The sequence below is a fragment of the Candidatus Paceibacterota bacterium genome (assembly GCA_035583355.1).
In the GTDB taxonomy this organism is placed as follows: Bacteria; Patescibacteriota; Minisyncoccia; order Phycocordibacterales; family UBA6899; genus JAJZQJ01.
Genome location: DATEZQ010000011.1, coordinates 65,856 through 88,888, shown reverse-complemented (window position 1 = coordinate 88,888; position 23,033 = coordinate 65,856). Strand labels below are relative to the sequence as shown.

Sequence of the window (23,033 nt, the reverse complement as noted above, 5' to 3'; positions counted from 1 at the left end):
AACAATGCTGCTGGATTTTTTAGCAAGGTGTGGTACTGTCAATGTAATGTTTCTACTCACGGTAGCCCCCATACAGAGAGGAATTCCCGTATCTGAGCTTTCGTATGTCGTAAAGACAGCACCACCTGTGGGTGCGCTTGTTTTGGTACCCCTGCGCAAAAAAGAAGTCCCCGCACTTGTGCTTGCGGTCACCGATGTGCGCGAGGCAAAGGCCGCTATCAAGGGTGCGGATTTTGCGCTTCGCAAAATAGACACACTCACTATACTTGACACTTTCTCTCCTGCATTCATCGCAGCTGCACAAGAGATTGCGAACTGGAGTGTCGCCACACTCGGTGCAACCATCCAGGCGCTCTTCCCATCTATTCTTCTCGATGGAAAAAGCGAAGTGTCGTCGAAGCATAGCGATGAGCATTCTTCCGATGCATCACACGCAGTAATACCCCCACTCCCTACAGTACTCCAAGCAGAAGAGATCGAACGCATTGCAACGTACAAGAGTCATATCCGTGAAGTATTCGCACGTAATGGTTCAGTATTCTTTATTCTGCCTACCGTGCAAGATATTGAACGCACTGATGCGGCGATTGGCAAAGGCATCGGCACATACACCTACGTACTCCATGGAAATCTCACGAAGAAGCAACTCCGTGAGCGTCTCACTGCAATCAAAGAAAGTACACACCCTCTACTCGTCATCGCAACTCCACAATTCCTTGCAGTTCCTTGCGGTAACCTCCAGAGCATCATACTTGAGCGCGAGAGCGCGTCAGCCTACACAATGACGCACCGCCCTTTTATCGATCTCAGGCGCTTTGTCGAAGCATATGCGCGTGAACGTCGTCTTCCGCTCATTATTGGAGATCTCTTTTTGCGCGTCGAAACGCTTGCGCGTTTTGAGCGCGGCGAGCTCGATGCATCATCTCGTCCGAAGGGTCGCTACTCTTCAGTTGCACGAACGCACATCGTCGATATGCGTGCATCCGGAGAACAACCATCTGCAGGACGTATTGCATTTTTCTCACGTGAACTCGTTTCACTCATCAAAGATACGAGGAAGCGAAGCGCAACAACCTTCATCCTTTGTGTGCGTCGAGGTGTTGCACCAATGACCGTCTGTGGTGACTGTGGCACGGTCGTCGAGTGTGATCACTGCAAGGCACCGCTTGTGCTCCACCATAAAGCGGCAAAGCCAAAAGATGCACTTACAGATATTCCAGTACCTACTGAAACATTACCAGATGCACTACCAGAGGACACACAAGAATCTCCGCTTCCCGGAAGCGAACCTGCAACAGAAGAGCTGACGAACGACGAAAGTGCTGCACTCGGCACTACTTTACCGCACCCGAATTTCCCTGCACAAACAGAAACTAAGGCCGCACAAACATCAGAAAATATTTTCATATGCCATCGCTGTGGTGACAAGTCAGTACCAAAACACAAATGCACACACTGCGGAGGATGGAGGCTTACTCCACTTGGACTTGGCATCGCGCAAGCAGAAGAAATTCTCCGCTCTCGTTTCCCAGATGCTCCAATCTTTAGACTTGATACCGACGCAGTAACTACGCACAAGCAAGCGAGAGAACGCGCACAGGAATTTCTCAAAACCCCCGGAGCGATTCTACTTGGTACGGAAATGGCACTGCCCTACCTCACTGACCCGATTGGTCTTGTTGCAGTACTTTCCGTCAACTCACTCCTTACAATCCCTGAGTTTCGTATGACTGAGCATGTCTTCCGATTACTCCTTGTGCTCCGAGAAAAAGCTCGCGACCATTTCCTCATACAAACACGCGAAGCGAACACGATATTCCCACTCGCCGCAGAAGGTAATATCGGTGAATTTCTCCGCTCGGAACTCGAACTACGCAAAGAGCTCAGCTTCCCTCCCTATACGACACTAATCAAGGTGAGTCACCTCGGTGATCGCAACCAAGGCCTTGAGTTCATTGCAAACCTTAATACAAACCTAGCTGACATGGGAATCAGTAATGTTGTACTTCCGAGCTACATCACCAAGCAAGGCAATAAAGTATTCCTCCATTCACTTATCGTATTACGAAGAGAAGCATGGCCCCACCAGGAATTACGCACGTATCTCGCCGCACTGCCACCTACCATAAGCATTCGCGTTGACCCTAAAAGTATTGTTAACGAATAATACCTATGATTCACATAAGCCACGACTACGATACAAATATTGTTCAGCAAGATCACCCTGCACTCCGAGAAACTGCAAAGCCTATTACACCGAGTATGTTCGGGAGTAAAGAGCTTAGTGCAATTCTCGATCGTATGATCATCGCTCTTGAAGGTGAGCCTGATGGAGTCGCTATTGCATGTCCACAGATTGGAGAATCTTGGCGTATTTTCATCGTACATAAAAAAGCATTTGCTATTAATGCAAATGATGAGTACGATCACGAGCTTGAGCCACGTGATCACTTCATCGTCATCAACCCAGAAATCATCCGTACCTCCAAGAAGCGCATCCGCGTTCCTGAGGGCTGCCTTTCTGTACGCTGGCTCTTTGGCGAGACATTCCGTTTTGACAAAGCAACCATTCGCTACCAAGACAAGGATGGAAAAGTCCACACACGAGGAGCAAGTGGACTCATGGCTCAAATCTTCCAACACGAAACAGACCACCTGAATGGAATCCTCTTCCACGACCATGCGATCAATGTCGCTGAACTTTCCGAGAAGGAAATTGCAAGTGTTAAAAAAGCATCTGAGAAACTGCGTAAACAAAACGCAAAGCGCGTCACGTCTGTCGCCTAACATCATGAAGTACGTCTACTTTGGCACACCGCAGTTTGCAGTCACTGTTCTCGACGAGCTCACACTCGCCGGTTTTCCCCCTGCACTGATTGTCACTTCTCCTGACAAACCTGCAGGAAGAAAGCTTATCCTCACCCCGTCCCCAGTAAAGCTCTGGGCGGCTGAGCGAAATATCCCGATCATTACACCAGAGAAATTGCGTGAGGAATCCGTGGTTACACAGCTCCGCGCGATTTCCGCAGATGTTTTCATCGTTGCAGCATATGGGAAGCTCATCCCACAGTCCATTCTTGATTTGCCATCGCATGGCACGATCAATGTCCATCCTTCACTCCTTCCTCTTCTGCGTGGCCCATCACCAATTGAATCGGCAATAGCAGGCGGTCTCACTCAGACTGGAGTTTCTATCATGCTACTCGATGCCGACATGGATCATGGACCAATCATTGCACAAGAAAAATATGCAGAAGATTGGAGCAAGGAAAACCCACCAAAGGGATCATTCCTCGAGCACGCGCTTGCGCATCAGGGAGGAAAGCTTCTCGCGAAGATTCTCCCTGCCTGGATCTCGGGGACATTGCATGCAACAGAACAACAGCATGCGTTAGCTACCTTTTGTGCCAAAATCACAAAGGAGGATGGCCGTATCGATATTACCAGTGACCCTTTCGCTGCAATAGCAAAAATTCGCGCATATGACGTATGGCCGGGCACATTCTTCTTTGTACAACATGCGGGGCGTGATATTCGCGTACGCATATCTGATGCACATATAAATGATGGCAAACTCGTTATTGATAAAGTCATACCTGAGGGAAAGAAAGAAATGCAATATGCAGATTTTCTTCGAGGGCTCAAATAAAAACAACCGTCCCTGCGGTTGTTTTTAAAACTTGAATATGTCTTCGATATTTTTCGCACCGAGTGCGCGAGAGATATCATACGCAAGACGAAGCGATGGATTATAACGTTCTGCTTCAAGTGCGATTATGGTTTGCCTCGAAACACCCACCCGTGCGGCGAGCTCTTCTTGGGTCATTTCAAGCCGCTTGCGATAAAGTGTAATTTGAGTCCGCATATCAGTCATGCTTATCGAGCCAGTACATTGAAATCATCTTTGTAAGCCATGCAGTCAGGATTCCCCCAATAATGAATGGATTTACTGGCGAAAGCGCATGCACCCAGAGCGGAGCGACTCCTTCTGCAACAAGTCCTATTCCAATGATGAGCACCAGCGACCATAATGCATTTCGATCTGCAATCGCTTCATGTGCCTGATTGCGCTCATCAGTCTTTATCCGCGTCATTAACGCGAAGATAAAAAACATAAACGCAATGAAGTAAACAATGAAAAACACGAACACCGCTCCGAGCAATGGAATTCCATTTTTGATGCGAGATGAGAAATATACAAGAGGTGATACAAGCACGAGTGTCGTCAGCCACCCCTGCCAAGTAATTGGCGTCACTCCCCATCCTGAATACTTTCGACGTCTGAACCATTCTGGCTTAATGAAGTTAAACATAGTCTTGTGTGTTAGGTAGCATATGTTAAAAATATGTTACGTTAAAAATATATTACATTTCGATTTTTCTGTCAATAACCAAAAACACGCGCAGCATGCGCGTGTTTTCTTACTTATCCCCCTTGAGTGCTCGCTTCACCTTGCGATCACCGTCTTTTTGCTGTTGACGTACTCGCTCGCGATGATCTTTGATATCACGCACGATATGATCTTTGAGCGCATCGATAGCAGCATAGAGATCTGCTTCATCGGTCGCAGTCACTCTAAAATCTTTCTTGCTCGTGCGCATTGTGAGCTCAGCCTTATATACATCGGCACCTGTCTTATGATGTTTCGTTTCCTTCGCTATTTCTACTCGTGCAATACAACTCTTTTCCTTTGGATCAAGTACCTTCTCAAGTTCGCGCAATCTACTCCCAACATATGCATCAATCGCATTGGTGTGCTCGATCCCCGTCGCCTTAAGTATCAATCGCATCATATGATTTTGTATTACTTGTTATATGTTTATTATAACAGAGATTGAGCAAAAAAGTAGCACGCAAACTGCTCGTGCGACACATAAATTCTCTGCTATAATAATTACATGCAATCAAAACACGTTGTATTTGCTGCGCTTATTTGTATCTTCTGCGCAGGTGCGGTCATTGCGGCGATTACTGGACAAAGTGGCACTATTTCGACGACCAATAGCGGACAACAATACACACTCACACCAGTCACTCCAACAACAACCCTACGAGAAACGGCACCTCCCGAAGTGTCAACTGAGGACACTATCTCCCCTCCAATAGATACTAGTAGCACCACCTCATCAACCACACCAAATGACACCTCAACATCATCAACGATTTCTGAGTAGCATCTCGCGGCTCCTCACAACATACGCACTTACCATTCCCATACTCCTTTTGATTGTGGGATTCCTGATTGGTGCAGGCTTTATGAAATTAGCTTCCCAAAAGAGTGCCGAGGATACGCGTACCCCAAACACAGTAACAGTCCTTATTTATGACGGAGAATCATCCTCCCACTCATGGAATGGGGTCTCCATACCTGAGGGAGATTCTGTCGCGAATATCATCGAGCGGGTTATGGAAATAGAACGTATTAGCCTCTCTTGGACAGGAAGCGGCAGAGATCGACAGATCAGTAGTCTTGCTGGAAAAGAGGCTGGCGATCGTACATGGAAGACATACATCAACAATGCCCTTCTCCCAACTCCTATCGGCAGGTTCTACCCGAGGCCTGGGGATACAATTACTGTGCTCTATGAAACCAAATAAAAAGAACACTGGGGTGTTCTTTTTATTTACCCAGCGTAGGTACCAATTGACATCTTAATGAATTTTATGCATTATGCGGATAGAAACAGCACAGGAGTTCACAATGCTTGAGATCCTCACGCTTGGCGAAGTCACGATTACGCCGAATATTCTCGGCTTCCTCAAAAAAGCGACATACTGCCTCACATTCGAAAGACTCGGCGGGAAAATGACGCTCTATGGAAATGATGGAGGCCCCACTGAAATCCTGCTTACCGCAACGAACGTGCATCCTGAAACTGCGAGGCAACTCGCGAGCATGCTTGGACTTCCGCCGCGCGAGAGCAGTGCACCTATCAAGCTTTGGGGAATAAAGGTTCACTTCTTCCGGCTCCACTTTGATGACAGTGATGCGGCGCGTGCATTGTACGCTGCGCTCGTCGAGAATAAAGTACCGCACGAAGTCATCTACCACGCCCCCGAACTCAGCCTGCATTACGACGGGAAGAAATATTCCACAAAACAAACTTCGCTCACGCAAATGCTGCTCCTCATCAAAGCAGCGATTACGGAAACAAAGCACCCCGTGGAACCGGAAAAGCAGTTCATCATCAGCTAAGACAAAAGCCCGCATGCGGGCTTTTTCATACCCGCCGAAATCGAGTTTATGTTATACTACGAACCATGGAAATCTCCCCTCGTGACGCACACTGGCTACTCACCGAAAAATACCTTGGAGTGAAATCACCGCACTATTTCGCCGATCTCGAGCGCCTCCGTAAAGGAGAACCTATCGCCTACGTCATTGGCTGGATTCCCTTTCTTCGTGCTCGTATTAAACTTGAACAGCGGCCACTCATCCCTCGCCCTGAAACTGAATATTGGGCAGATGAGGCATTCCGTATGCTCGCTCGAGAAAGGACACATATAGCCAACCTTTCATTCGCAGATTGCTACGCCGGGAGTGGGTGTATCGGCATTGCTGCCCTACTCCACTTCCCTAAAGCGCGCTGTACGTTCATCGATATTGGAGGGGAGGAGTGTGCCCAGATTGAGGAAAACATACGCTCGAATATCACCCACAAAGAACGCGCAAGTGTCCTTCAAGGTGATGTGTGCGCAACACTTGTTGGCCCATACGATGCACTCTTTGCAAATCCTCCTTACATCGACCCACATGCGACTGATGTCGATGAGAGTGTTAAGGTATGGGAACCCTACCGTGCACTCTATGCGGATGAACATGGTTTGCTCGAAATAAAAAAGCTCCTCGCTTGTGCGCACGGACACCTTGCAAGTGGAGGAAGCCTTTTCTGTGAATTCGGGAAAGGTCAAGAATCTGCTATCGCAGCACTCCCTGAGGCGAGTAGCTGGCGCATCGAATTTCATCCTGATCAGTATGGCGTCACCCGATGGTTTCGCGCATTTCCTAATACCTAAATTATGGATAATAAAGTAATGACTGTAACCAGTACGAGCATCGCGCATAATGGCGCGGCTCGTTGTGACGTGGGAGGAATGACCGTCTTTGTACACGGCATGCTCCCCGGAGAAACTGCGGTTGTTGATACGATGCGTAAACATGGAGTGCTTCTTGGTGACATAAAGGAGTTCATCAGTATTTCCCCTGCACGCAAAGCACCAGAAGAATTGCATTACCTTTCCTGCAGTCCATGGCAAGTCATTCAATACCCCACCCAAGCTGCACTCAAGCACGAGATCATCACAGATCTTTATGGGTACTATGATGATGCACCAAAGCCATCATTCACTCCCGCAGAACAGTATTATGGCTATCGCACTAAGGCGGAATTCTCATTCACGGATAGAGACGGCGTAGGCGGTGATCTCCCCCTTGCACTGGCATATCATATTCGTAATGCAGGAAAAGCACGCACTGCCCTCCCTTCAGGCTGTGAACTCCTCTCAGAGAACATGAATAGTGTAGCGCTCGCACTCTGCGCAAAACTGCGCGATCTCGGACTCACCGCATTCGAGCTCAAGGCACTCACCGTGCGTGAGAGCAAATCGAATAAGATTTGTATTGCAACACTGTACGCGAAAGAGAAGACAATCCCTGAATTTTCGATCGATACTATTCCTAATCTCGCTGGCATAGAAGTATGGTATTCGACACATAAGTCTCCCGCAGCAGTGCAAACCGAATTGCTTTGGGAGAAAGGTATTCACACGCTCACCGAGGATATCGACGGCATTGAACTGACCTACCCTTCGGATGGATTTTTCCAGAATAATATCCCCGTGTTCAAAAAGGCAGTTGAGCGAATGCGCGAATTCCTTCCGAAAGACAAGACGCTCCTTGAACTCTACTCTGGTGTGGGCACAATCGGACTCCTACTCGCGAAGGATGCGAAGTCAGTACATGGTGTAGAAATCAATCCGTCATCCGTCGCGCTCGCGGCAGCAAACGCAGCACAAAATAATATCAGCAACTACACCGCACAGTGCTTGCCTGCAGAAAAAATAAACAAAGAACTCATTGAGGACTTTGAAGTACTCTTGCTCGACCCACCGCGCGTAGGACTACATCCAAAGCTCATCAACTCGATCAAGGCGGCGGCACCGGAGACGATCATATATCTCTCCTGTAATCCCGAAACGCAGGCGCGCGATTATGCAGATATGAAGGATATGTACAGTATCGTCCATATCGAGGGTTTTGACTTCTACCCCCAGACTCCACACTGCGAATCGCTCCTTGTCTTGAAAAAGAGATAGAATCGTGCTAAGGTTGTACTTAATTAATTACATAAACAGGACCACAGATTTGGGATGCAATTGGTGTTACTGGAGTCTTGCGAACTCAAACGAGACGTACTCGGAGTACGTTGAGTGAGTCGCAAGGCGAAGTGACACCAAGTGCGCCCAAATATGGGGGCCACAAACAAATATGGCAAATAAGAAGGAAAAGCAAGCCCAAAAGCAGAAGGCAAAGCGTGCAGGCAAGACACCAAGTACGCGTATGCGTTAAGATAAAGACTCCCTTAAGGGAGTCTTTTCTTTATAAACACACAACACCCTTGCGTTATCGTCAAAATCCTTTAGTATCTCGGATAGAAGTTCACACTACAAGGAGCACTCGTGGAAAAGACAGGAAAGCAACTCTACCCGTTGTTCGTCATTTCGGGCCCAGCCGCTGCGGGCAAGTCGAAGATGGCCGATAGAGTCATTGCCGACTTCCCGAAACTGAACCGCATTATCACCTGCACCACGCGCAAGAAGCGGCCTGGTGAAAAAAATGGCGTCGCCTACCACTTCCTTACCGTCGCGCAATTCAAATCCGGCATCAAACACAAGGAATTCATCGAGCACGCCGAAGTGCATGGGAATCTCTACGGCCCCCGTGTCGAGGACGTGCGCAAGGCACGAACGAAGGGTCCTGCGATCATCATCCTGGACCCCCAGGGTGCCGAGAAAATCTCTGAACTCTTCCCCGATGCGCATTGTATCTTCATCATGGCCCCCGACGATGACCTCCGTGCCCGACTCACCGAGCGGAGTACGGACCATGCCGACTTCGCACGAAGGATGAAGGACTCGGAAGAGGAGATGCGCCACGCCAATCGCTGGTACTATGGCTGTGTGATCAACAACGCCAATGGGTACCTCGACCGGTCGCTCCGCCAGCTCTACGCATTCATTCGGGAAAACCTCGATTAACTACAGCGCACCTTCGGGTGCGCTTTTCTATTGCGCAGAATGTAATCCACGATACTATTAAGATAGACGCACATTACGGAGGTCATCATGCGCTATCCTCTGTTTGTGATTTCTGGACCTGCTGCTTGTGGAAAGATCGAGCTGGTAGGACGCATCCTCCAGATCTTTCCCGAGCTCACCCAAATCACGACACATACGACCAGAAAGCCCAGACATGGGGAATCACCTGACCGGGCATACACGTACATCAATGAGCAGGACTTTATGGACAGTAGACAGAAGGGTCTCATTGCAGAATACTCACTTGCTCATGGGCACTACCACGGAACGTTCAAAGAAAATCTCTTTGGTACGCTCGAGGCAGGACCAGCGATCATCATTCGCGACCCTGAGGGTGCGGACAAGATCGTCGCACTCGTGCCTGAGGCACATTTCGCATTCATCCTCGCGCCCGAACCCGAGATCAGAGAGCGCCTGCACAAACGCTGCCGCACACTCGCGGAGCTCACCGAACGCATGCAAGATGTGCGCAACGAGACGCTCGCTGCGATGCATCCGCAGTATGACTGCATCATCAACAACGCAAATCATAAATATGACCGTTCTACCCGCCTCCTCATACGATTCATCATGGAGACGCTTGGCTAAAACCGCACAAACGTGCGGTTTTTCTTATACCCCCGTATACTTGACAAATATCATAATTATGCTATAATGTAATCCTCAAAGGTTAGCTCTTTTCATCCCCCTTCCCGTCCCAGGAGGACACATGCGTAAGTACATCTTCGCCTTCGTCGCCATCGCCATCCTCACCGTCGGCTACCTCTTCACCACCAACCCAATCGACACCTGCCCTTCGCAGGTGCAGGAAGTCGCCGTGAAGTTTGCCAAGCACGCTGAAGCCAAGATTGTGGGCGCCGAGTTCGTGAAGAGCGAACCCACCCTGACCGGAAAGGTCGTGCGACACTACTACGACGTGACCTTCAAGCAGGGCGACGTATCTCGCACGCGTCGCATCAGTCTCCCCGTCGATCATGGCACCGTCTGTGCCGCGAACTTCATCAACTAGTGCTCAAAGAGCACACCACCAACCGCACCCCACAAGGTGCGGTTAAATTTTTAGTATTTCGTATTTTGTATTCCCACAAACTCCACACAACAAAAACCTCAGATTTTGAATTTTGCATTTTCTAAATATCACGCAACGAAAAACCGCTTATTCGGAATGAGATTGCCCTCGCTGGAGGCACGTGAACTCTAGTGAGCCGTATGGGTTATACGGTGAACGAGTCACGTGCTGAAGCGTGAGGGCAAGGTCGCCCGAATCAGCGGTTTACTATATATCGTGCACTTCGTGCGCAGGATTCTTTTTCATCAAAAGCATAGCCGCCAAGTACAGCAATATCCCCGGAATCACTCCGCTAAAGATAGCAAGCGCAATATATCCTGCACGCAAAATTCCTGGACTCACTTCAAGCCAGTCACCAAGACCTGCAAAGACACCACCCGCAACATGGCGCTCACCTTTTGTATGCCTGTAGAGTTTTCTCATATCATTATTATAACACAAAGCGGGCCATTGCCCGCTTTGCATGTTGATTATTTCACCTCCACGCCCGTAATAGTGACTGGGGTGATTGGTCGATCACCTGCTGCAGTCTGGACACTGTTTATAGCAACAACATTATCCATCCCACTTATCACCCTACCAAAAACAGTATGCTTCCCATCAAGCCATGGAGTAGAAGGTGCGGTCACAATGAAAAACTGACTTCCATTTGTATTCGGACCTGCGTTTGCCATTGCAATCACGCCTGCAATAAGCTTGTGACCATTAATCTCATCCTCAAACTTATATCCTGGATCCCCAGTACCCCAGAGATTACCCTTGGTGTCATCTTTTGAGAGCGGATCTCCTCCTTGAATCATAAAATCTTTTATGACGCGATGGAAACGGGTTCCTGTATAGAATCCCTCACTTGCAAGCTTTACGAAGTTTGCTACCGTCTTTGGAGCATCTTTTCCATAGAGTTCCAGTGCAATGTCCCCCATGGACGTCTTCAGAGTAACTGTATTTGTAACTTCTCCTGTCGCTGTTGTAGTTGGTGCTGCCATAGTTGTTGTTTTTATTGTTTTTGCTGCTTTCTTCGGCTCTCCGATATAAAATAATGTAAGTGCCACGGCGACGACAAGCATGCCGCCACCAATAATCCACAATGTCTGTTTATCCATATTCAATTTACAGTAAAGAATTAATGGCGTGTATTACGCTTTCTTTCCCAGGAACGCTTTAGCGTATTTCCAAATCTCCTTATCAAGGATACTACTTGCACTGAAATGCCCTCCCTCATCAAGGTAGACCGGTTTCAGCTTTGCCAACTTTGCGAAAGTACGCAGTGGTGCAAGCGGAATCACTTTATCATCACGTGCATGCACAATCAATAACTTTCCTGGATCCATGCGCTCAGCCCCAATAAGTGGCTGGTAAAACATCCCGCTCTGTAATTTGCTATATGCATCTTTTGCAGGACGATACGCACTACCAAAACCATGTGCAAGCAAATTCACAAAGTGATGAAAGGGCTCTGACTTCGTCTCTGCCCTCCAGTCAATGACCGGAGCGAGCGCGATAGCCTTATCAATCTCGGGATACGTAGAAGCAATCACTGCCGCTGCCCCACCGAATGATGCGCCAATCACGATACATTCTCGCACATCGAGCACATAGCGTGTGCCATCATAGATATTGATAAAACCTTCCCTAACCCCTCGTGCAACAAGACGTACGTCCTCAGAAGGAGGGTATTTAAGGAACTGCCCTTTTGACTCCCATGAACCCCGGTAGCGCATATGGAACACCCAATAGCCTTTCTTTGCGAGCGTCTCTGCAGTACGTTTCTTGCTTGGCACTGATGGGCAACCATCGCAAAGGATGATTACTTTCCCAGAAGGTTTGACGGGGCCCCAAAACTCAGCCAAAACATCTCCGAACCAGACCCTCCCCACCGGCGGTAAGACGATCTTTTCAGTTATATTGTTCATGGGTGCAGTATAGCAAAAACTCACATAAAAACAAAAAAACAGGCATAGGCCTGTTTTTATACTACACCCTCAGACTTCTTCTTGAGCGATACCACACAAGCGATAACGATGAGAAGAAATGCATTCAAAGAAAGCATCGCAATTGTGACATAACCAAACTCAAGAGTATAGATGCGGTCGCATGACGGCAATCCTGCAACGTATGGACATCCGAGCTTTACGAAATTCGGAGCATACAGCGCAATCATATCCTTTATCCATTGATAGAGTGCAACCGAACCCCCTAGGACAGATAATGCAAGCGTCATCCATATGAATATACGCTTCCTTGCCCACATCCCGAGAGCGAGGATAGGAACGAGTGGGTACATAAACCCTCGCTGGATCCAACAAAGAATACATGCGGGATACCCAACGACTTCTGAATACACAAGACTCCCGACCATAGACGCTGCAGCAAGTCCGAATGCAAAGAGGAGTGCATTCTCTACCAAAAATGCTGTGACCCTCGGGAGCATTGGACGGCGTACCACAAAAAGCACCACGACTGCCACGATGAAGATATTGCCAAACAAGGTGGCGATCGCAAATGCAACCGTCATGAAATTGCCCCAATCCATAATTATTTCACCGCGGGAGCTATATAGCCCGAACGCTTTACCAACTCTTCGCGAGTCATCTCCCCTGACTGACGAGTGCCATCCTTAAAAACAACCGTCGGAAATGAGTCGATCTTTGCATCCTTACACTGCTGCGTTTCATCCTTGCCATCTGGTGTAGAACATTCGACATAGATAGGCTTCCAAATTGCCTCACCCAGGTCCTTCTTCATGCGCTGGCAGTGTGGGCACCAAAATGCGCCATAGAAAATAACACCGCTCTCCTTAAGAAATTGACCAAAAGCTGCATCCTCTGCGGTGGCAGCAAGCTGTGCCTCTGTAGGAGGAGTCACGCTACGTGAGAGTGAGAAAAATATTCCAGCTGCAGCAAGCAGTCCGACAACAATACCTATAATCCATTTTTGTTCTTTCATATCCGTATGCATTTTATGCTTGTATTTGCATAGCATAGCATAAATAGAGTAAAGCCCAAAGACATCCACAAAGCCACCATTCAGCAAAATGTGCTATAATATAAGCAATTATGGAGTCTCCTAAAATACTCATTCTTGAGGACGAAGGTCCGATTCGCGGTATGCTTGCACAGAAATTCTCCTTGATTGGATTCACCGTTTTTGAAGCAGGAACAGGAGAGGAAGCGCTCCTCATCGCACAAAAAGAAAAGCCCGATGTAATTACTACTGACATTGTCATGTACCCAATGGACGGCACGACTTTTATTAAAAGACTCCGCGAAAGTGGTCCTTGGGGAGCACGAGTACCCTGCTATGTACTCTCAAATCAACGAGACCCTGAACTTATCACCCAACTGAGAACAATCGGGGCCACTGACTATATCAACAAAGCAGAGACACCGATCGATGCAGTGGCTGAAAAGATCAAAGGATCCCTCAAAAAATAACTTACCAACATGGAAACACGAAAACCAAAAATACTCGTCGTTGAAGACGATCATGCGTTACGCCAAGTACTCACCGACCGGCTTACAGAAGAAGGTTTTGATGTACTTGCTGCAGAGGATGGAGAAAAGGGGTTGAGCCTCGCACAACTCCATCACCCCGCACTCATCCTACTCGATATATTCATGCCGCGCATGGATGGCATCACAATGCTCGGCAAAATGCGCCAAGCAGACGAATGGGGTAAGAACGTTTTCGTAATGGCAGTTACCAACTCTGCGGATGCAACCACTATCGCCACTATCGCAGGATTCGGAGCAACCGAATTTTTAATCAAGAGTGACTGGGGCCTCGAGGATATTATCGCGCGCATCAAAACTCACCTCAAGAAGTAGTATCACCTGACTTCATAGCAATAATGTTTAGCGTCATAAAAAAGCATCATAGAAAGGCTATCCTATCGGTACCGATACTTTTTTTGCTTATCTCGCGAGGAGAGGTTCCGCCCGGCAACGTACTTTTCCTGAAACCGGTCTCCTATTTCCCTGAGATCGGAAGTCCTTTCTCCATCGAATTAAACTTACGGAGTAATGTTGCAGTCAATGCAACTGATGGAACCATCCACTTCCCCGCGCAATACCTCACCGTCGATCGTATTGATACATCGAGGAGTGTAATTGACCTTTGGGGAGCTACTCCCGAATGGAGTAATAGTAATGGTGCGATCACATGGAGTGGAGGCATCATTAAACCCTCATTGGTAAGCGGCAAACAAGAAGGAAATATTTTGCGAGCGATTTTCTACGCGAACAAAGCTATCCCCATCCAACTCACCATCGACGACGCAACACTCCTCGCGAATAACGGTAGAGGAGATAACGTACTTGAAATCACTGGCGGAATACGCATCTTCCCAAGACAAAAAGGTTTCGCGAGCCCTGACATAGATAATGATCGTCATGTCACTGCCCGCGATGTCGCACAAGTCGTCATGGCAATGGGCAAGCGGTATAATACGATCTATGATATCAATGGTGACAAAAACATCGATTTCAAAGACGTTTCCATGATTCTCGATTACTATGATCAGCTTAAGTAAACTCTGACCACTTATCAATTCATCTTCATAATCATATGTCATTTGATCAACTCAAAAACTTTGTTACCACCCAGCGACTCAGCGGTGTGTCTGATGAGAACATAAAAATAGCATTGCGCGAGAAGCACTGGCGCGAAGACTTGATTGCGAAATCATTCGAAGAAGAAGTAAATCCGCCAAGACCCACTTCGAGTGAGCTCGATCTGAGCACAAAGTTACTCACTGTTGGAGAGCTCGTTCCTGCGGCTTGGAATCTCTTCATGAAAAACGCAAAGGCATACATGCTTTGCTCATTCGCAACGATGCTTGCAGTGTTGCTCACGATTGCGTTATTCGTGGCTCCAATCATCTACGACGTATTCGTACTGCGTTTCACCTTCAATGATTTCACAAGTAGTTCGGTCCTCCCGATTCTCATACTTCACTCGACGATCGGCCTCCTCTCGCTTATCATCGTTTCACTCTGGGGAACGCTTGCGCTCTATACGATCGTAGCGCATGAAGGAGAAATGACCGTGCGTCATGCATTTAAGCGCGCGTGGGAGCGACTTCCTGGATTCTTCCTGATTGGTATACTTACAACTCTTATCACTTTGGCAGGATTTATCGTATTCTTCATCCCCGGACTGATCTTCTCGGTCTATCTCTCATTTGCATCACTTGCTTATGTTGTGCATGGGTCACGAGGCAAAGCTGCGCTCCTCTCGAGCCTCACACTTGTGCACGGTCGCTGGTGGAAGACTTTCTGGCGCATTCTCTCAGGAGGAGTGCTCGCCTATTGCGTATCGGTCGTTGCCTCATCGATTCTTCCCGGCCTAGGAGCAATTATTGCAAAGATTGTTCTTTCCCCAATGATGCTCGCTTATATGTATGTCATATATCAGAACTACATGGCATTCGACAAAGCACATCCCAAGGAAGAGGTAGTCGATGCGCGAGAAATTGAAGCAGAGGTTCATAAATCAGAAAATTAAGAAAAACACTTCACATTAGTGAAGTGTTTTTATTCTCTCCTTCGCAAATCAATTACTGCACCCGGCGCTTGCACGCGAACCACTCTGCGTAACTCAAGTGGAGCAGTCTGCACGGGACGAACCACATTCGATCGTTGTACATCTCGATCAGCGCGCGGAGCAGGAAGAGCGAGTTGCGGAACATTTCCTCCATAGCCCTTTTGCTGATAAGCAAGGAATATCTTCCCTATGCGCCAGCCTCCAATAACAAGCGCAATAAGCAAGAGTGGAATGAGAGCGATTGATAATGCAGGATTCCTTCCCAGGTAACCAATCACTGAAGTCGTGATTTCAATGTCAACACGCACAGGAACATCTGATGAAGCACCATTCTCAAGCGTCTGTACAACCGAAAGCATATAGTTGCCAGGAAGAATACTCTCCTTGAGTGTATAGGTACCCTTTCCAGAGGAATCAAGCGCTATTGTATCTTCATGATGTACAGCACCACCCTCGAAAACCACATGTGCGCTCGCTCCAGGAAGACCCTGTAGCTCTGCGACAACGGGACTAGCTTCTGCGAACTTATCACTCTTTGCACGCACAACTGGCTTATCAAGTGGTGTTACCTCATAACGCACCTTTGACTCACTACGATTTCCCGCCTTATCAACAGCGGCAATAGTAAGGTCGTGTGCTCCGAATACAGGTGAGCGGAAACGATATATCCCTGACCCATCATCAGTCCAGCGCTCTCCGCGGCCTGCATCGATCGTGAACTCGTAGTATGCGACTCCCGAGACCACGTCACTTGCACTTACACTATACGCAATATTTGGATCATGACTGTCATCGCGCACGACTTCAGTCGTCGTGCTCAGTATTGGAGCAGAATGATCAATCGCAATTCGGAAGTGTACAGAATCTTTAAGTTCGCCACCTTCAGGTGTCAGATGGAAATACCATTCACCTTCTTCAAGATCCGTCACGAAGCGCGTTGTCGTACCCGACGTAACACTCTTATATCCTGTATCTTCTGCCTTTCGCGAAAGTCCAATGCGCACGTCTTTAACCTCACGGGGCAACGTCCAAGACATAGTGATATCATGTAGTGGATACCATAAGGATTCATCAGTAATCTCCTTTGCAGTCACGGTAAGAGTAGACCCATCGCTTGCACCAAGAACTTCACCTGCCCCATCTGCAGAAGTTACTCCGGGAGCAAAACCTTCTTTTGGCGCAATATCAAAACTTGCTTGAGTGATATGCCCAAGCGTATTCCCTCCAGAACCATCAGCGGCAACGGTAGAGGCGCCTGAAGTGAATCTAAGCTCTGGCTTTCCCGGGCGCAATGCATGCACGTTGAGTGTCATCAGCTCTAGTGTAGTTGGTGCATCTTTCTTGACCATCCCTGAGTAGCGCAATACACCACCATCAACATTCGGTGTAACTACCCATGATACGTCCTGAGATGTTGAAATAATTTCTAGGCCGAGCAATTTTGGATCAAACTCAAGCGTCGCCTCCACCGCAGCAAGCTTCTCAGGTGACTGCACCAAAACACGCACTGGAATTACCTCGTCAACAGGATAACTCCCTGAAGCAGGAGAAAGCGAGAGCGTACTCGAGGCGAAGACAACACACGGAAAAAGCGCAACCGAAAAGAGCGCTGCAATTACAGTTTTCCGTGCACGTGTGTACATGCATATATTATAGCACGACATGCACAGAACAAGTGTGAATAGTTCCCCCAATTTGCAAATTAAAAAACCACTATAATTAGTGGTTCTATGGGACCTGGGGATCGTCATGTTCATCATCTGTAGGAGCTTCATCACTACTCTTTCGGTAGTGATAAAAACTCATGAACACGGCAACGCCACATGCAATCACAAGTAGGAATGGTATAAGGTAGTCATTTAGCGCAAATGAATCAAGGAGGGAACGATAATTCTTTGGTGGAACGATAGACTCCTGCATATTCCCTGCATGATCATAAGCGCGAACTACAATACGACTACTTAATGTCTGGTCCTGCAAGAGATATGGGCTTGTTACGGGGGCTGGCTTAGCCTTTACTCGACTTCCCAAACGGAATCCAAAACTATTTGGATCCTCTTCAGTCACTTCATAATGCTCAATACCACTCTGCTTATCTGTTGCATCAAACATCAGATAGAATGGGGACTTTTGAGCCTCATTATCTCTGTAAATCTGAGGAATGAATTCCTCTGGTGGAAACGTATCCTCACGAACAACACTGAGCCATTCATTATGTGATGTAGATTCCGATGCATATTGCACCGATAAAGGTATTGTTGCAAGCTCAGCACGGGTTCCGCGACCGTCATTGAGATCTACTTCAGTCTCGGGGAGAAAAGTAATCGCGGCGACATCAGCAGAGGATTGCCCCTTGTATTGAAATACAATTTTTGCAACAACGTTTGATTGTCCAGGATCACCTACTGCGCGACCGCAATACCCACCAGGAATTCCTGCAACAAAATGTACTTCGCCTTTTTCTTTGTCAATTTTTTGCTCGAGCCAAAGTGAGAAGATTGACTCACCTCGAGAAACTGCATTGAGTGTGAGCAAATGTGTAGGATATGCGACACCAACAGTGGCGGCATTCACACACTCCCCTCCATTCACATCAACGCGCATGGTCGCAATGAACACATCCCCTGGTGCGGAAGGACGGACCACTGGGTCAAAGCGCAGCGTAGCTGCACTTGCGACCACAGGAAGAAAACCAAGAAGTAGGGTTAGGATTATTTTTTTCATAGTTTATGCAGTCCAATTAAAGAGCATAATAGAAAGATCGGCGATATTTACTTTACCATCATGATTGAGATCACCCGCTGGATCGGCACCACCAAAACGAAACAAGAGCATAGAGAAATCGAGAATGTTCACCTTACCATCACCATTGATGTCACCATTGCCTGTACGGTCTGACACGTTACTATTACCGACAAACACATTGAGTGAAGTACCATTGCCACTCTTTTGCGGAACAGTACCACTTGCGCCAATCAGCTCAAGGAAAGGCAATATTTGATGATAGTTTTCGGGAGACATACCCCCTGTTGGCAAACTTGCATCCCACTCACCATTATCTTTTGAATTTGCAGTATGTACCGGTGCACTTGATTTATCTAGGAGTAGTTGTACACGTGCTCTTGGAGCAGTAGTGCCGTCAAGAATTATATTCGTACCCGGAGATACCTTCGCGATGAGTGCGCGAATCGTTGGAGGGAGAAATACATTACCAACGTTTGTCACTGCATTTTGAGTCACCTGAAATGTCGTCGTGTATGTAATTGATCGTATCTTCTTGTTGTCCTCAGCCCAGAAGCCAAACGTCGTTGGGCCAGGAGTTGCATTCGTTACGTTATAGGAAAAGTCCGCATTACCATCAGCCTGAGCGATGCCGAGCAACACTCCATCTTTAAGAATCTGCACACGAGTATTGGGGTATGCCTTCCCTGCAAACACAACTTGTGTCTGTGCGCGCATAGGCACTGCACCGGACCCACCACCGTTTCCCGACGGAGTAGGAGGCGGAGCGGGAGGAGTAGTTGAAGACACGGGTGGCTCCTTCTGCTTACACTGATCTGTGCAAAAATTATTTCCATCAGGGACACACTCTTCACCATAAAATGCCTTAAGAATACCGTCACCGCAATATGGGCCCCAAGAACGACAGTTTGTTGCACAGTGACGACCCGCAGTGGTCGAAGAATATTCTCCATCATTTAGCCCGAGCCCGAAATCACAGGTCTCACCACTATCGACAATTCCATTATTACAAATCGAAATCGCTACCGTGGATGTTGCAACTACACTGCCGACTTCCGCTGCTACGTTATGCGTATTTGTTATTAACACAAACACAAGTCCGGCAACTAAAAATGCGATACGCTCCATATTACGTACCGAGAAAGGAGCATAACGCATTTTAGTATTCCATCCGTTCATGATTATCGTTTTTTGAGATTCACCACATCGCCACCAGAGGAAGGTGCTGCAACACGGCGTGCGGGTGCTGCAGGGGCCTGTGAGCGCATACGCGCTGTTGATGAGGTGACACCCATACCACCCCGCACTGGCGCAGCTCCTGCCTTAGCTTCCTCACGTGCGCGGCGTGCGCGGCGCTTCTTACGTCCAAGTACTGGTGCAATAATTGCAAGACTGACTGTAACAACAGGAAGAATGAGGGTCAATTTATCTGCAATAGAAAGTCCTTCAAAGCCATATGGCTTATACCCTGCAATGGTTCCATTTGGAAACACCGAAAGCGTCAGTTCCCCCACCTGTGCAGAAGAATCCTTTTCCTTCATAACATTGTACTTCACACGGTAAGACCCCGTAGGAAGGAATGTAGGAAGGTAGGCTTCGACGCGCTGAGAAGCAAACGGGAGGATTTCTTTAATATTATTGGTATTCTCTGTAGTCTCCAAGAGTTGCCTTCCGGTAATATCGTAGATTTCAAAACGAATCTTATATGGAGCAGCGGGAATATTACCCGTGTTTTCAAGCTGCATCGCGAAGGTCACCTTACCTGGATAGTTCAACCACAAGACTTTGTGACCCTCCTCGGCATCGAAGATTTCAACACGCCTCACTTCAAAGTCGAAAATCTGATCGCGGACTTTGAGCAAGACATCAATCTGCGCACCAAGCACCAGAGAGATACCTGACCCAGGTTCTCCGGTTCCTGCAGTGCGTATGCGAATGCTTCCACGATAGTCACCCAACTTTGCATTATCAGGAACATGTACCGCGATCTTCAGACGTACCTGACTCTCACCCTTTGGCAGCAAGAACTTCATGCCGCGATCGCTTGAGATCCAAGATTCAAAACCAGGTGTATTCACCGTAAGCTCTGCATTGAGATCCTCAGTTGGATCCGAGCGAACGACGATGATCTCCTGTGTGAAATCACTTCCCGGACGAAGTGTTTCATTATGGACATATGGAGGTGTAATACCAAAACCAGCTAACGCGACATTCGTCTGCATCAGCCAAGATAACAAAGCTCCCGCAATAAAAAAGATTGCTCGGCGTTGCATGTGTGTGCTTGTGTGTATTTTATCATCCTTTAACAGACAACGCTACTCACAGAATGTGTATAAGATGTGATTACAAAATTGCAATTACACCTGCAACCAAGCCATGGAACAAAAAAACCGCCGAAGCGGTTTTTTGTTACCAGATGGCAGAGGCATTCACCACTGCATCAATTGCATTTTGACCCTTATAGTCACCCGAAACGGTAATTGCTGCAGGCACGGTTATACCCCAGTAGAGTGTACCCATACTTGGCGTTGAGGTTGAAGTTGACTTAAGAATATTGAAATCAAAGAATTTTGGTGTTGTTGTTGCGAGCGTAATACCACTTGCATAAAGCACGGTGCTCGTCGCATAACGCTCCTGACCCGCAGGAATCGTGTCACCAGGCAATCCTGAACATGCTGGATAGCCTACACACATGTCTGTACCCGAAATATTCGTATCAAGGGATGCGTTACCCGTTGCTTGAATTTGGAGCAACGAAGTCGTTGCGCCTAAATCGTCAACACCGAGATTCGTATTTCCTTGACCAGGCTCCCAACCACCGAAACTAAAGGTATTTGCAGTGAGACCGAGCGCAGAAAGAATATTCATCTCAGAACCAGTCAATCTCAAGTTTGAGGTTGTAGCTCCTGAGCTATCCATAGGAATGATATTTACCTTCATCTGCTCTCCTGACCATGGTGAACCAAAGTCTGTAGGATCCGTTGTGTACCATAGTGGGAAAGAACAAGACCAAGCCACTGTTGTGTCACCAGTTCCTGCACAAGTGTCTGACATATATGTTGGATCAGGTGCACAAGTTACATTCCATGTTGCACTTGCATCGGCGCTTGAATAGCAGCTGTTGTAGTTGTGCTGGCCATTTGCGAGCCCATTACATGACGCATCTGCATAACCACTACGGTAGACCGTAATCGCTGTGCTAGATGCTTGATTGCCACCCGCTGCGGTCTTGCAGGAGTTATTATCCTGAACCTGGAATGAGAGCTTGAAGTTTGGTGTCTCACCCTTCTCAACGACGAGCTTGAGCGATGTACTTGCGAATTGATCGATAAGCGCGATAGTACCAGGAACGATTGTTGGCGCAACATTATTGACCGTAAAGGTCGTCGAGGAACCCTGCGCTGCACCTATTGCCTGCTGCTGGCGACTGTCGAGAATATATGGATAGGTTGTCGTCGCACCATTTACCATTGGAATAGTAAATGTCCACCCTGCAGTCGGATTAGTCTGTACGGCTACGGTCGATGAAGCCCATTTACCTCCTGGCCCACAATCACTTCCGGTGAAGTCAGGTGCCTTACAGAGAAAGAGCGTTGCAAGGTCAGGGCCATTGATGGTGTCCTGATGCGTAACCTCAGTTGACGAAGCAGTGAAGGTAATTGCCTGACCTGGATCTCTTGGTCCGTTATTTGTTATTAAGCTAAATGTATGAGGATGATTGATAACAAGTGGTGAGGCCTCAGGATTTGGGAGAGCACCCTGAATCAATGGATCAGTTACCTTTGAGCACTTAGGCAAGCCTACGACATCATCGCAAACGAATGCATACCATTGTATCGTCTCATTTACATTATCTGTAATTGGACTTGAAGTCGCATACACTATTGCAGTTGCTGGATAGACTGGCGCTGGAGGAGTACCGCTTGTGACTGCAAGGTTATTGCCTGCGCCGCCAGCACAAACAGGCTGTGCAGAGGTAGTTGCAGTTGGAGCTCCATTTGTCCTACAGATGAGCAAATAAATGTTATTGCTTGAGCTGTCATATGCATCTGCTGACCAGACAACAACTGAGCCGTTAAGCGTTGGTGTTGTCGTTGCTGAAATAACAACTTCGCGAGGAGCTGCATTAAAACGAGGAGGAGTGTTGAGCACCTTCACTGTTGAGGTTGCTGCACCAGTGCCACCCGCTGAAGCTTGCATACTAAATACACCAACGGTCGACACCGCGATAAGTGTGAGCAAAGCAAAAATTCCGGTTGCTACCGTAATCTTACCTGCTGTCCCCCAATGAAATAATTTCCCGTCCATATATGCAGATTATTAACATTATTATACACCATACAAGTGCAATTAGCTTGC

28 protein-coding genes are annotated in these 23,033 nt (G+C 47.7%); 15 read left to right on the top strand and 13 right to left on the bottom strand.

The annotated features are described in order from the left end of the window. The first annotated feature begins 46 nt into the window (after positions 1–46). The 3 genes from VJ579_04570 to fmt are packed head-to-tail and all read left to right on the top strand — an operon-like array spanning position 47 to position 3,649. A complete protein-coding gene (locus tag VJ579_04570; protein ID HXK38312.1) occupies positions 47–2,167 on the top strand; it encodes a hypothetical protein in 2,121 nt (706 codons plus the stop codon). 5 nt (positions 2,168–2,172) lie between these two features. After that, a complete protein-coding gene (def, locus tag VJ579_04565) occupies positions 2,173–2,787 on the top strand; it encodes a peptide deformylase (protein HXK38311.1) in 615 nt (204 codons plus the stop codon). 4 nt (positions 2,788–2,791) lie between these two features. Beyond that, complete coding sequence (gene fmt / locus VJ579_04560) at positions 2,792–3,649, top strand: methionyl-tRNA formyltransferase (protein HXK38310.1); 858 nt, start codon at positions 2,792–2,794, stop codon at positions 3,647–3,649. Between the two features lie 24 nt (positions 3,650–3,673). On the opposite strand, the gene VJ579_04555 is transcribed toward fmt, so the two are convergent. The 3 genes from VJ579_04555 to VJ579_04545 form a co-directional block, all read right to left on the bottom strand. Continuing rightward, the gene (locus tag VJ579_04555) at positions 3,674–3,865 is read right to left on the bottom strand and encodes a helix-turn-helix transcriptional regulator (GenBank protein HXK38309.1); all 192 of its coding nucleotides are present in this window, start codon (positions 3,863–3,865) and stop codon (positions 3,674–3,676) included. 1 nt (position 3,866) lies between these two features. After that, positions 3,867–4,313 carry a hypothetical protein gene (locus VJ579_04550; protein ID HXK38308.1) on the bottom strand — a complete coding sequence of 149 codons (447 nt, stop codon included), beginning with the start codon at positions 4,311–4,313 and terminating at the stop codon, positions 3,867–3,869. A gap of 109 nt (positions 4,314–4,422) precedes the next feature. After that, entirely contained in the window at positions 4,423–4,794 is a 372-nt protein-coding gene (locus tag VJ579_04545) for an HPF/RaiA family ribosome-associated protein (protein ID HXK38307.1), read from the bottom strand. A gap of 105 nt (positions 4,795–4,899) precedes the next feature. Between VJ579_04545 and VJ579_04540 the strand changes: the two genes are divergently transcribed. From VJ579_04540 to VJ579_04505, 8 genes are all read left to right on the top strand, one after another. Continuing rightward, the gene (locus VJ579_04540) at positions 4,900–5,175 is read left to right on the top strand and encodes a hypothetical protein (GenBank protein ID HXK38306.1); all 276 of its coding nucleotides are present in this window, start codon (positions 4,900–4,902) and stop codon (positions 5,173–5,175) included. An 82-nt stretch (positions 5,176–5,257) separates the two neighbouring features. Then, positions 5,258–5,599, top strand: a complete 342-nt coding sequence (locus VJ579_04535; GenBank protein HXK38305.1) for a hypothetical protein — start codon at positions 5,258–5,260, stop codon at positions 5,597–5,599. A 73-nt stretch (positions 5,600–5,672) separates the two neighbouring features. Further along, positions 5,673–6,197 (top strand): hypothetical protein, encoded by a 525-nt coding sequence (locus VJ579_04530; GenBank protein HXK38304.1) that lies wholly within the window; start codon positions 5,673–5,675, stop codon positions 6,195–6,197. A 65-nt stretch (positions 6,198–6,262) separates the two neighbouring features. After that, entirely contained in the window at positions 6,263–7,018 is a 756-nt protein-coding gene (locus VJ579_04525) for a HemK family protein methyltransferase (GenBank protein HXK38303.1), read from the top strand. Between the two features lie 3 nt (positions 7,019–7,021). Next, on the top strand, positions 7,022–8,317 hold the full coding sequence (locus VJ579_04520) for a methyltransferase domain-containing protein (GenBank protein ID HXK38302.1): 1,296 nt from the start codon (positions 7,022–7,024) through the stop codon (positions 8,315–8,317). A gap of 363 nt (positions 8,318–8,680) precedes the next feature. Further along, a complete protein-coding gene (locus VJ579_04515) occupies positions 8,681–9,259 on the top strand; it encodes a guanylate kinase (protein HXK38301.1) in 579 nt (192 codons plus the stop codon). 87 nt (positions 9,260–9,346) lie between these two features. Continuing rightward, the gene (locus VJ579_04510) at positions 9,347–9,907 is read left to right on the top strand and encodes a hypothetical protein (protein ID HXK38300.1); all 561 of its coding nucleotides are present in this window, start codon (positions 9,347–9,349) and stop codon (positions 9,905–9,907) included. Between the two features lie 121 nt (positions 9,908–10,028). Then, the gene (locus VJ579_04505) at positions 10,029–10,328 is read left to right on the top strand and encodes a hypothetical protein (protein HXK38299.1); all 300 of its coding nucleotides are present in this window, start codon (positions 10,029–10,031) and stop codon (positions 10,326–10,328) included. 267 nt (positions 10,329–10,595) lie between these two features. Here the strand turns inward: VJ579_04505 and VJ579_04500 are convergent, their stop codons facing one another. Genes VJ579_04500 through VJ579_04480 form a run of 5 tightly spaced genes read right to left on the bottom strand, consistent with a single transcriptional unit; the run spans position 10,596 to position 13,334 of the window. After that, positions 10,596–10,811 carry a PspC domain-containing protein gene (locus tag VJ579_04500; GenBank protein HXK38298.1) on the bottom strand — a complete coding sequence of 72 codons (216 nt, stop codon included), beginning with the start codon at positions 10,809–10,811 and terminating at the stop codon, positions 10,596–10,598. A 47-nt stretch (positions 10,812–10,858) separates the two neighbouring features. After that, complete coding sequence (locus tag VJ579_04495; protein ID HXK38297.1) at positions 10,859–11,491, bottom strand: peptidylprolyl isomerase; 633 nt, start codon at positions 11,489–11,491, stop codon at positions 10,859–10,861. Positions 11,492–11,524: 33 nt separating this feature from the next. Then, entirely contained in the window at positions 11,525–12,301 is a 777-nt protein-coding gene (locus VJ579_04490) for an alpha/beta hydrolase (GenBank protein HXK38296.1), read from the bottom strand. 56 nt (positions 12,302–12,357) lie between these two features. Further along, positions 12,358–12,921, bottom strand: a complete 564-nt coding sequence (locus tag VJ579_04485; protein HXK38295.1) for a disulfide bond formation protein B — start codon at positions 12,919–12,921, stop codon at positions 12,358–12,360. 2 nt (positions 12,922–12,923) lie between these two features. Beyond that, positions 12,924–13,334 carry a thioredoxin domain-containing protein gene (locus VJ579_04480; GenBank protein ID HXK38294.1) on the bottom strand — a complete coding sequence of 137 codons (411 nt, stop codon included), beginning with the start codon at positions 13,332–13,334 and terminating at the stop codon, positions 12,924–12,926. 110 nt (positions 13,335–13,444) lie between these two features. Between VJ579_04480 and VJ579_04475 the strand changes: the two genes are divergently transcribed. The 4 genes from VJ579_04475 to VJ579_04460 all read left to right on the top strand — a co-directional run bounded on the left by VJ579_04475 (position 13,445) and on the right by VJ579_04460 (position 15,893). Next, a complete protein-coding gene (locus VJ579_04475; protein ID HXK38293.1) occupies positions 13,445–13,822 on the top strand; it encodes a response regulator in 378 nt (125 codons plus the stop codon). A 9-nt stretch (positions 13,823–13,831) separates the two neighbouring features. Then, positions 13,832–14,215 (top strand): response regulator, encoded by a 384-nt coding sequence (locus VJ579_04470; GenBank protein HXK38292.1) that lies wholly within the window; start codon positions 13,832–13,834, stop codon positions 14,213–14,215. An 83-nt stretch (positions 14,216–14,298) separates the two neighbouring features. Continuing rightward, positions 14,299–14,919 carry a hypothetical protein gene (locus tag VJ579_04465; GenBank protein HXK38291.1) on the top strand — a complete coding sequence of 207 codons (621 nt, stop codon included), beginning with the start codon at positions 14,299–14,301 and terminating at the stop codon, positions 14,917–14,919. A gap of 35 nt (positions 14,920–14,954) precedes the next feature. Beyond that, entirely contained in the window at positions 14,955–15,893 is a 939-nt protein-coding gene (locus VJ579_04460) for a hypothetical protein (GenBank protein ID HXK38290.1), read from the top strand. Positions 15,894–15,922: 29 nt separating this feature from the next. Here the strand turns inward: VJ579_04460 and VJ579_04455 are convergent, their stop codons facing one another. The 5 genes from VJ579_04455 to VJ579_04435 form a co-directional block, all read right to left on the bottom strand. Then, positions 15,923–17,575: a cohesin domain-containing protein gene (locus VJ579_04455; protein ID HXK38289.1), complete on the bottom strand. Its 1,653-nt coding sequence runs from the start codon at positions 17,573–17,575 to the stop codon at positions 15,923–15,925. Between the two features lie 85 nt (positions 17,576–17,660). Continuing rightward, positions 17,661–18,656 carry a hypothetical protein gene (locus VJ579_04450; GenBank protein HXK38288.1) on the bottom strand — a complete coding sequence of 332 codons (996 nt, stop codon included), beginning with the start codon at positions 18,654–18,656 and terminating at the stop codon, positions 17,661–17,663. 3 nt (positions 18,657–18,659) lie between these two features. Continuing rightward, positions 18,660–19,853: a dockerin type I repeat-containing protein gene (locus tag VJ579_04445; GenBank protein HXK38287.1), complete on the bottom strand. Its 1,194-nt coding sequence runs from the start codon at positions 19,851–19,853 to the stop codon at positions 18,660–18,662. Between the two features lie 2 nt (positions 19,854–19,855). Then, a complete protein-coding gene (locus VJ579_04440) occupies positions 19,856–20,947 on the bottom strand; it encodes a hypothetical protein (GenBank protein ID HXK38286.1) in 1,092 nt (363 codons plus the stop codon). Between the two features lie 136 nt (positions 20,948–21,083). Continuing rightward, complete coding sequence (locus tag VJ579_04435) at positions 21,084–22,982, bottom strand: hypothetical protein (GenBank protein ID HXK38285.1); 1,899 nt, start codon at positions 22,980–22,982, stop codon at positions 21,084–21,086. Positions 22,983–23,033: the final 51 nt, after the last annotated feature.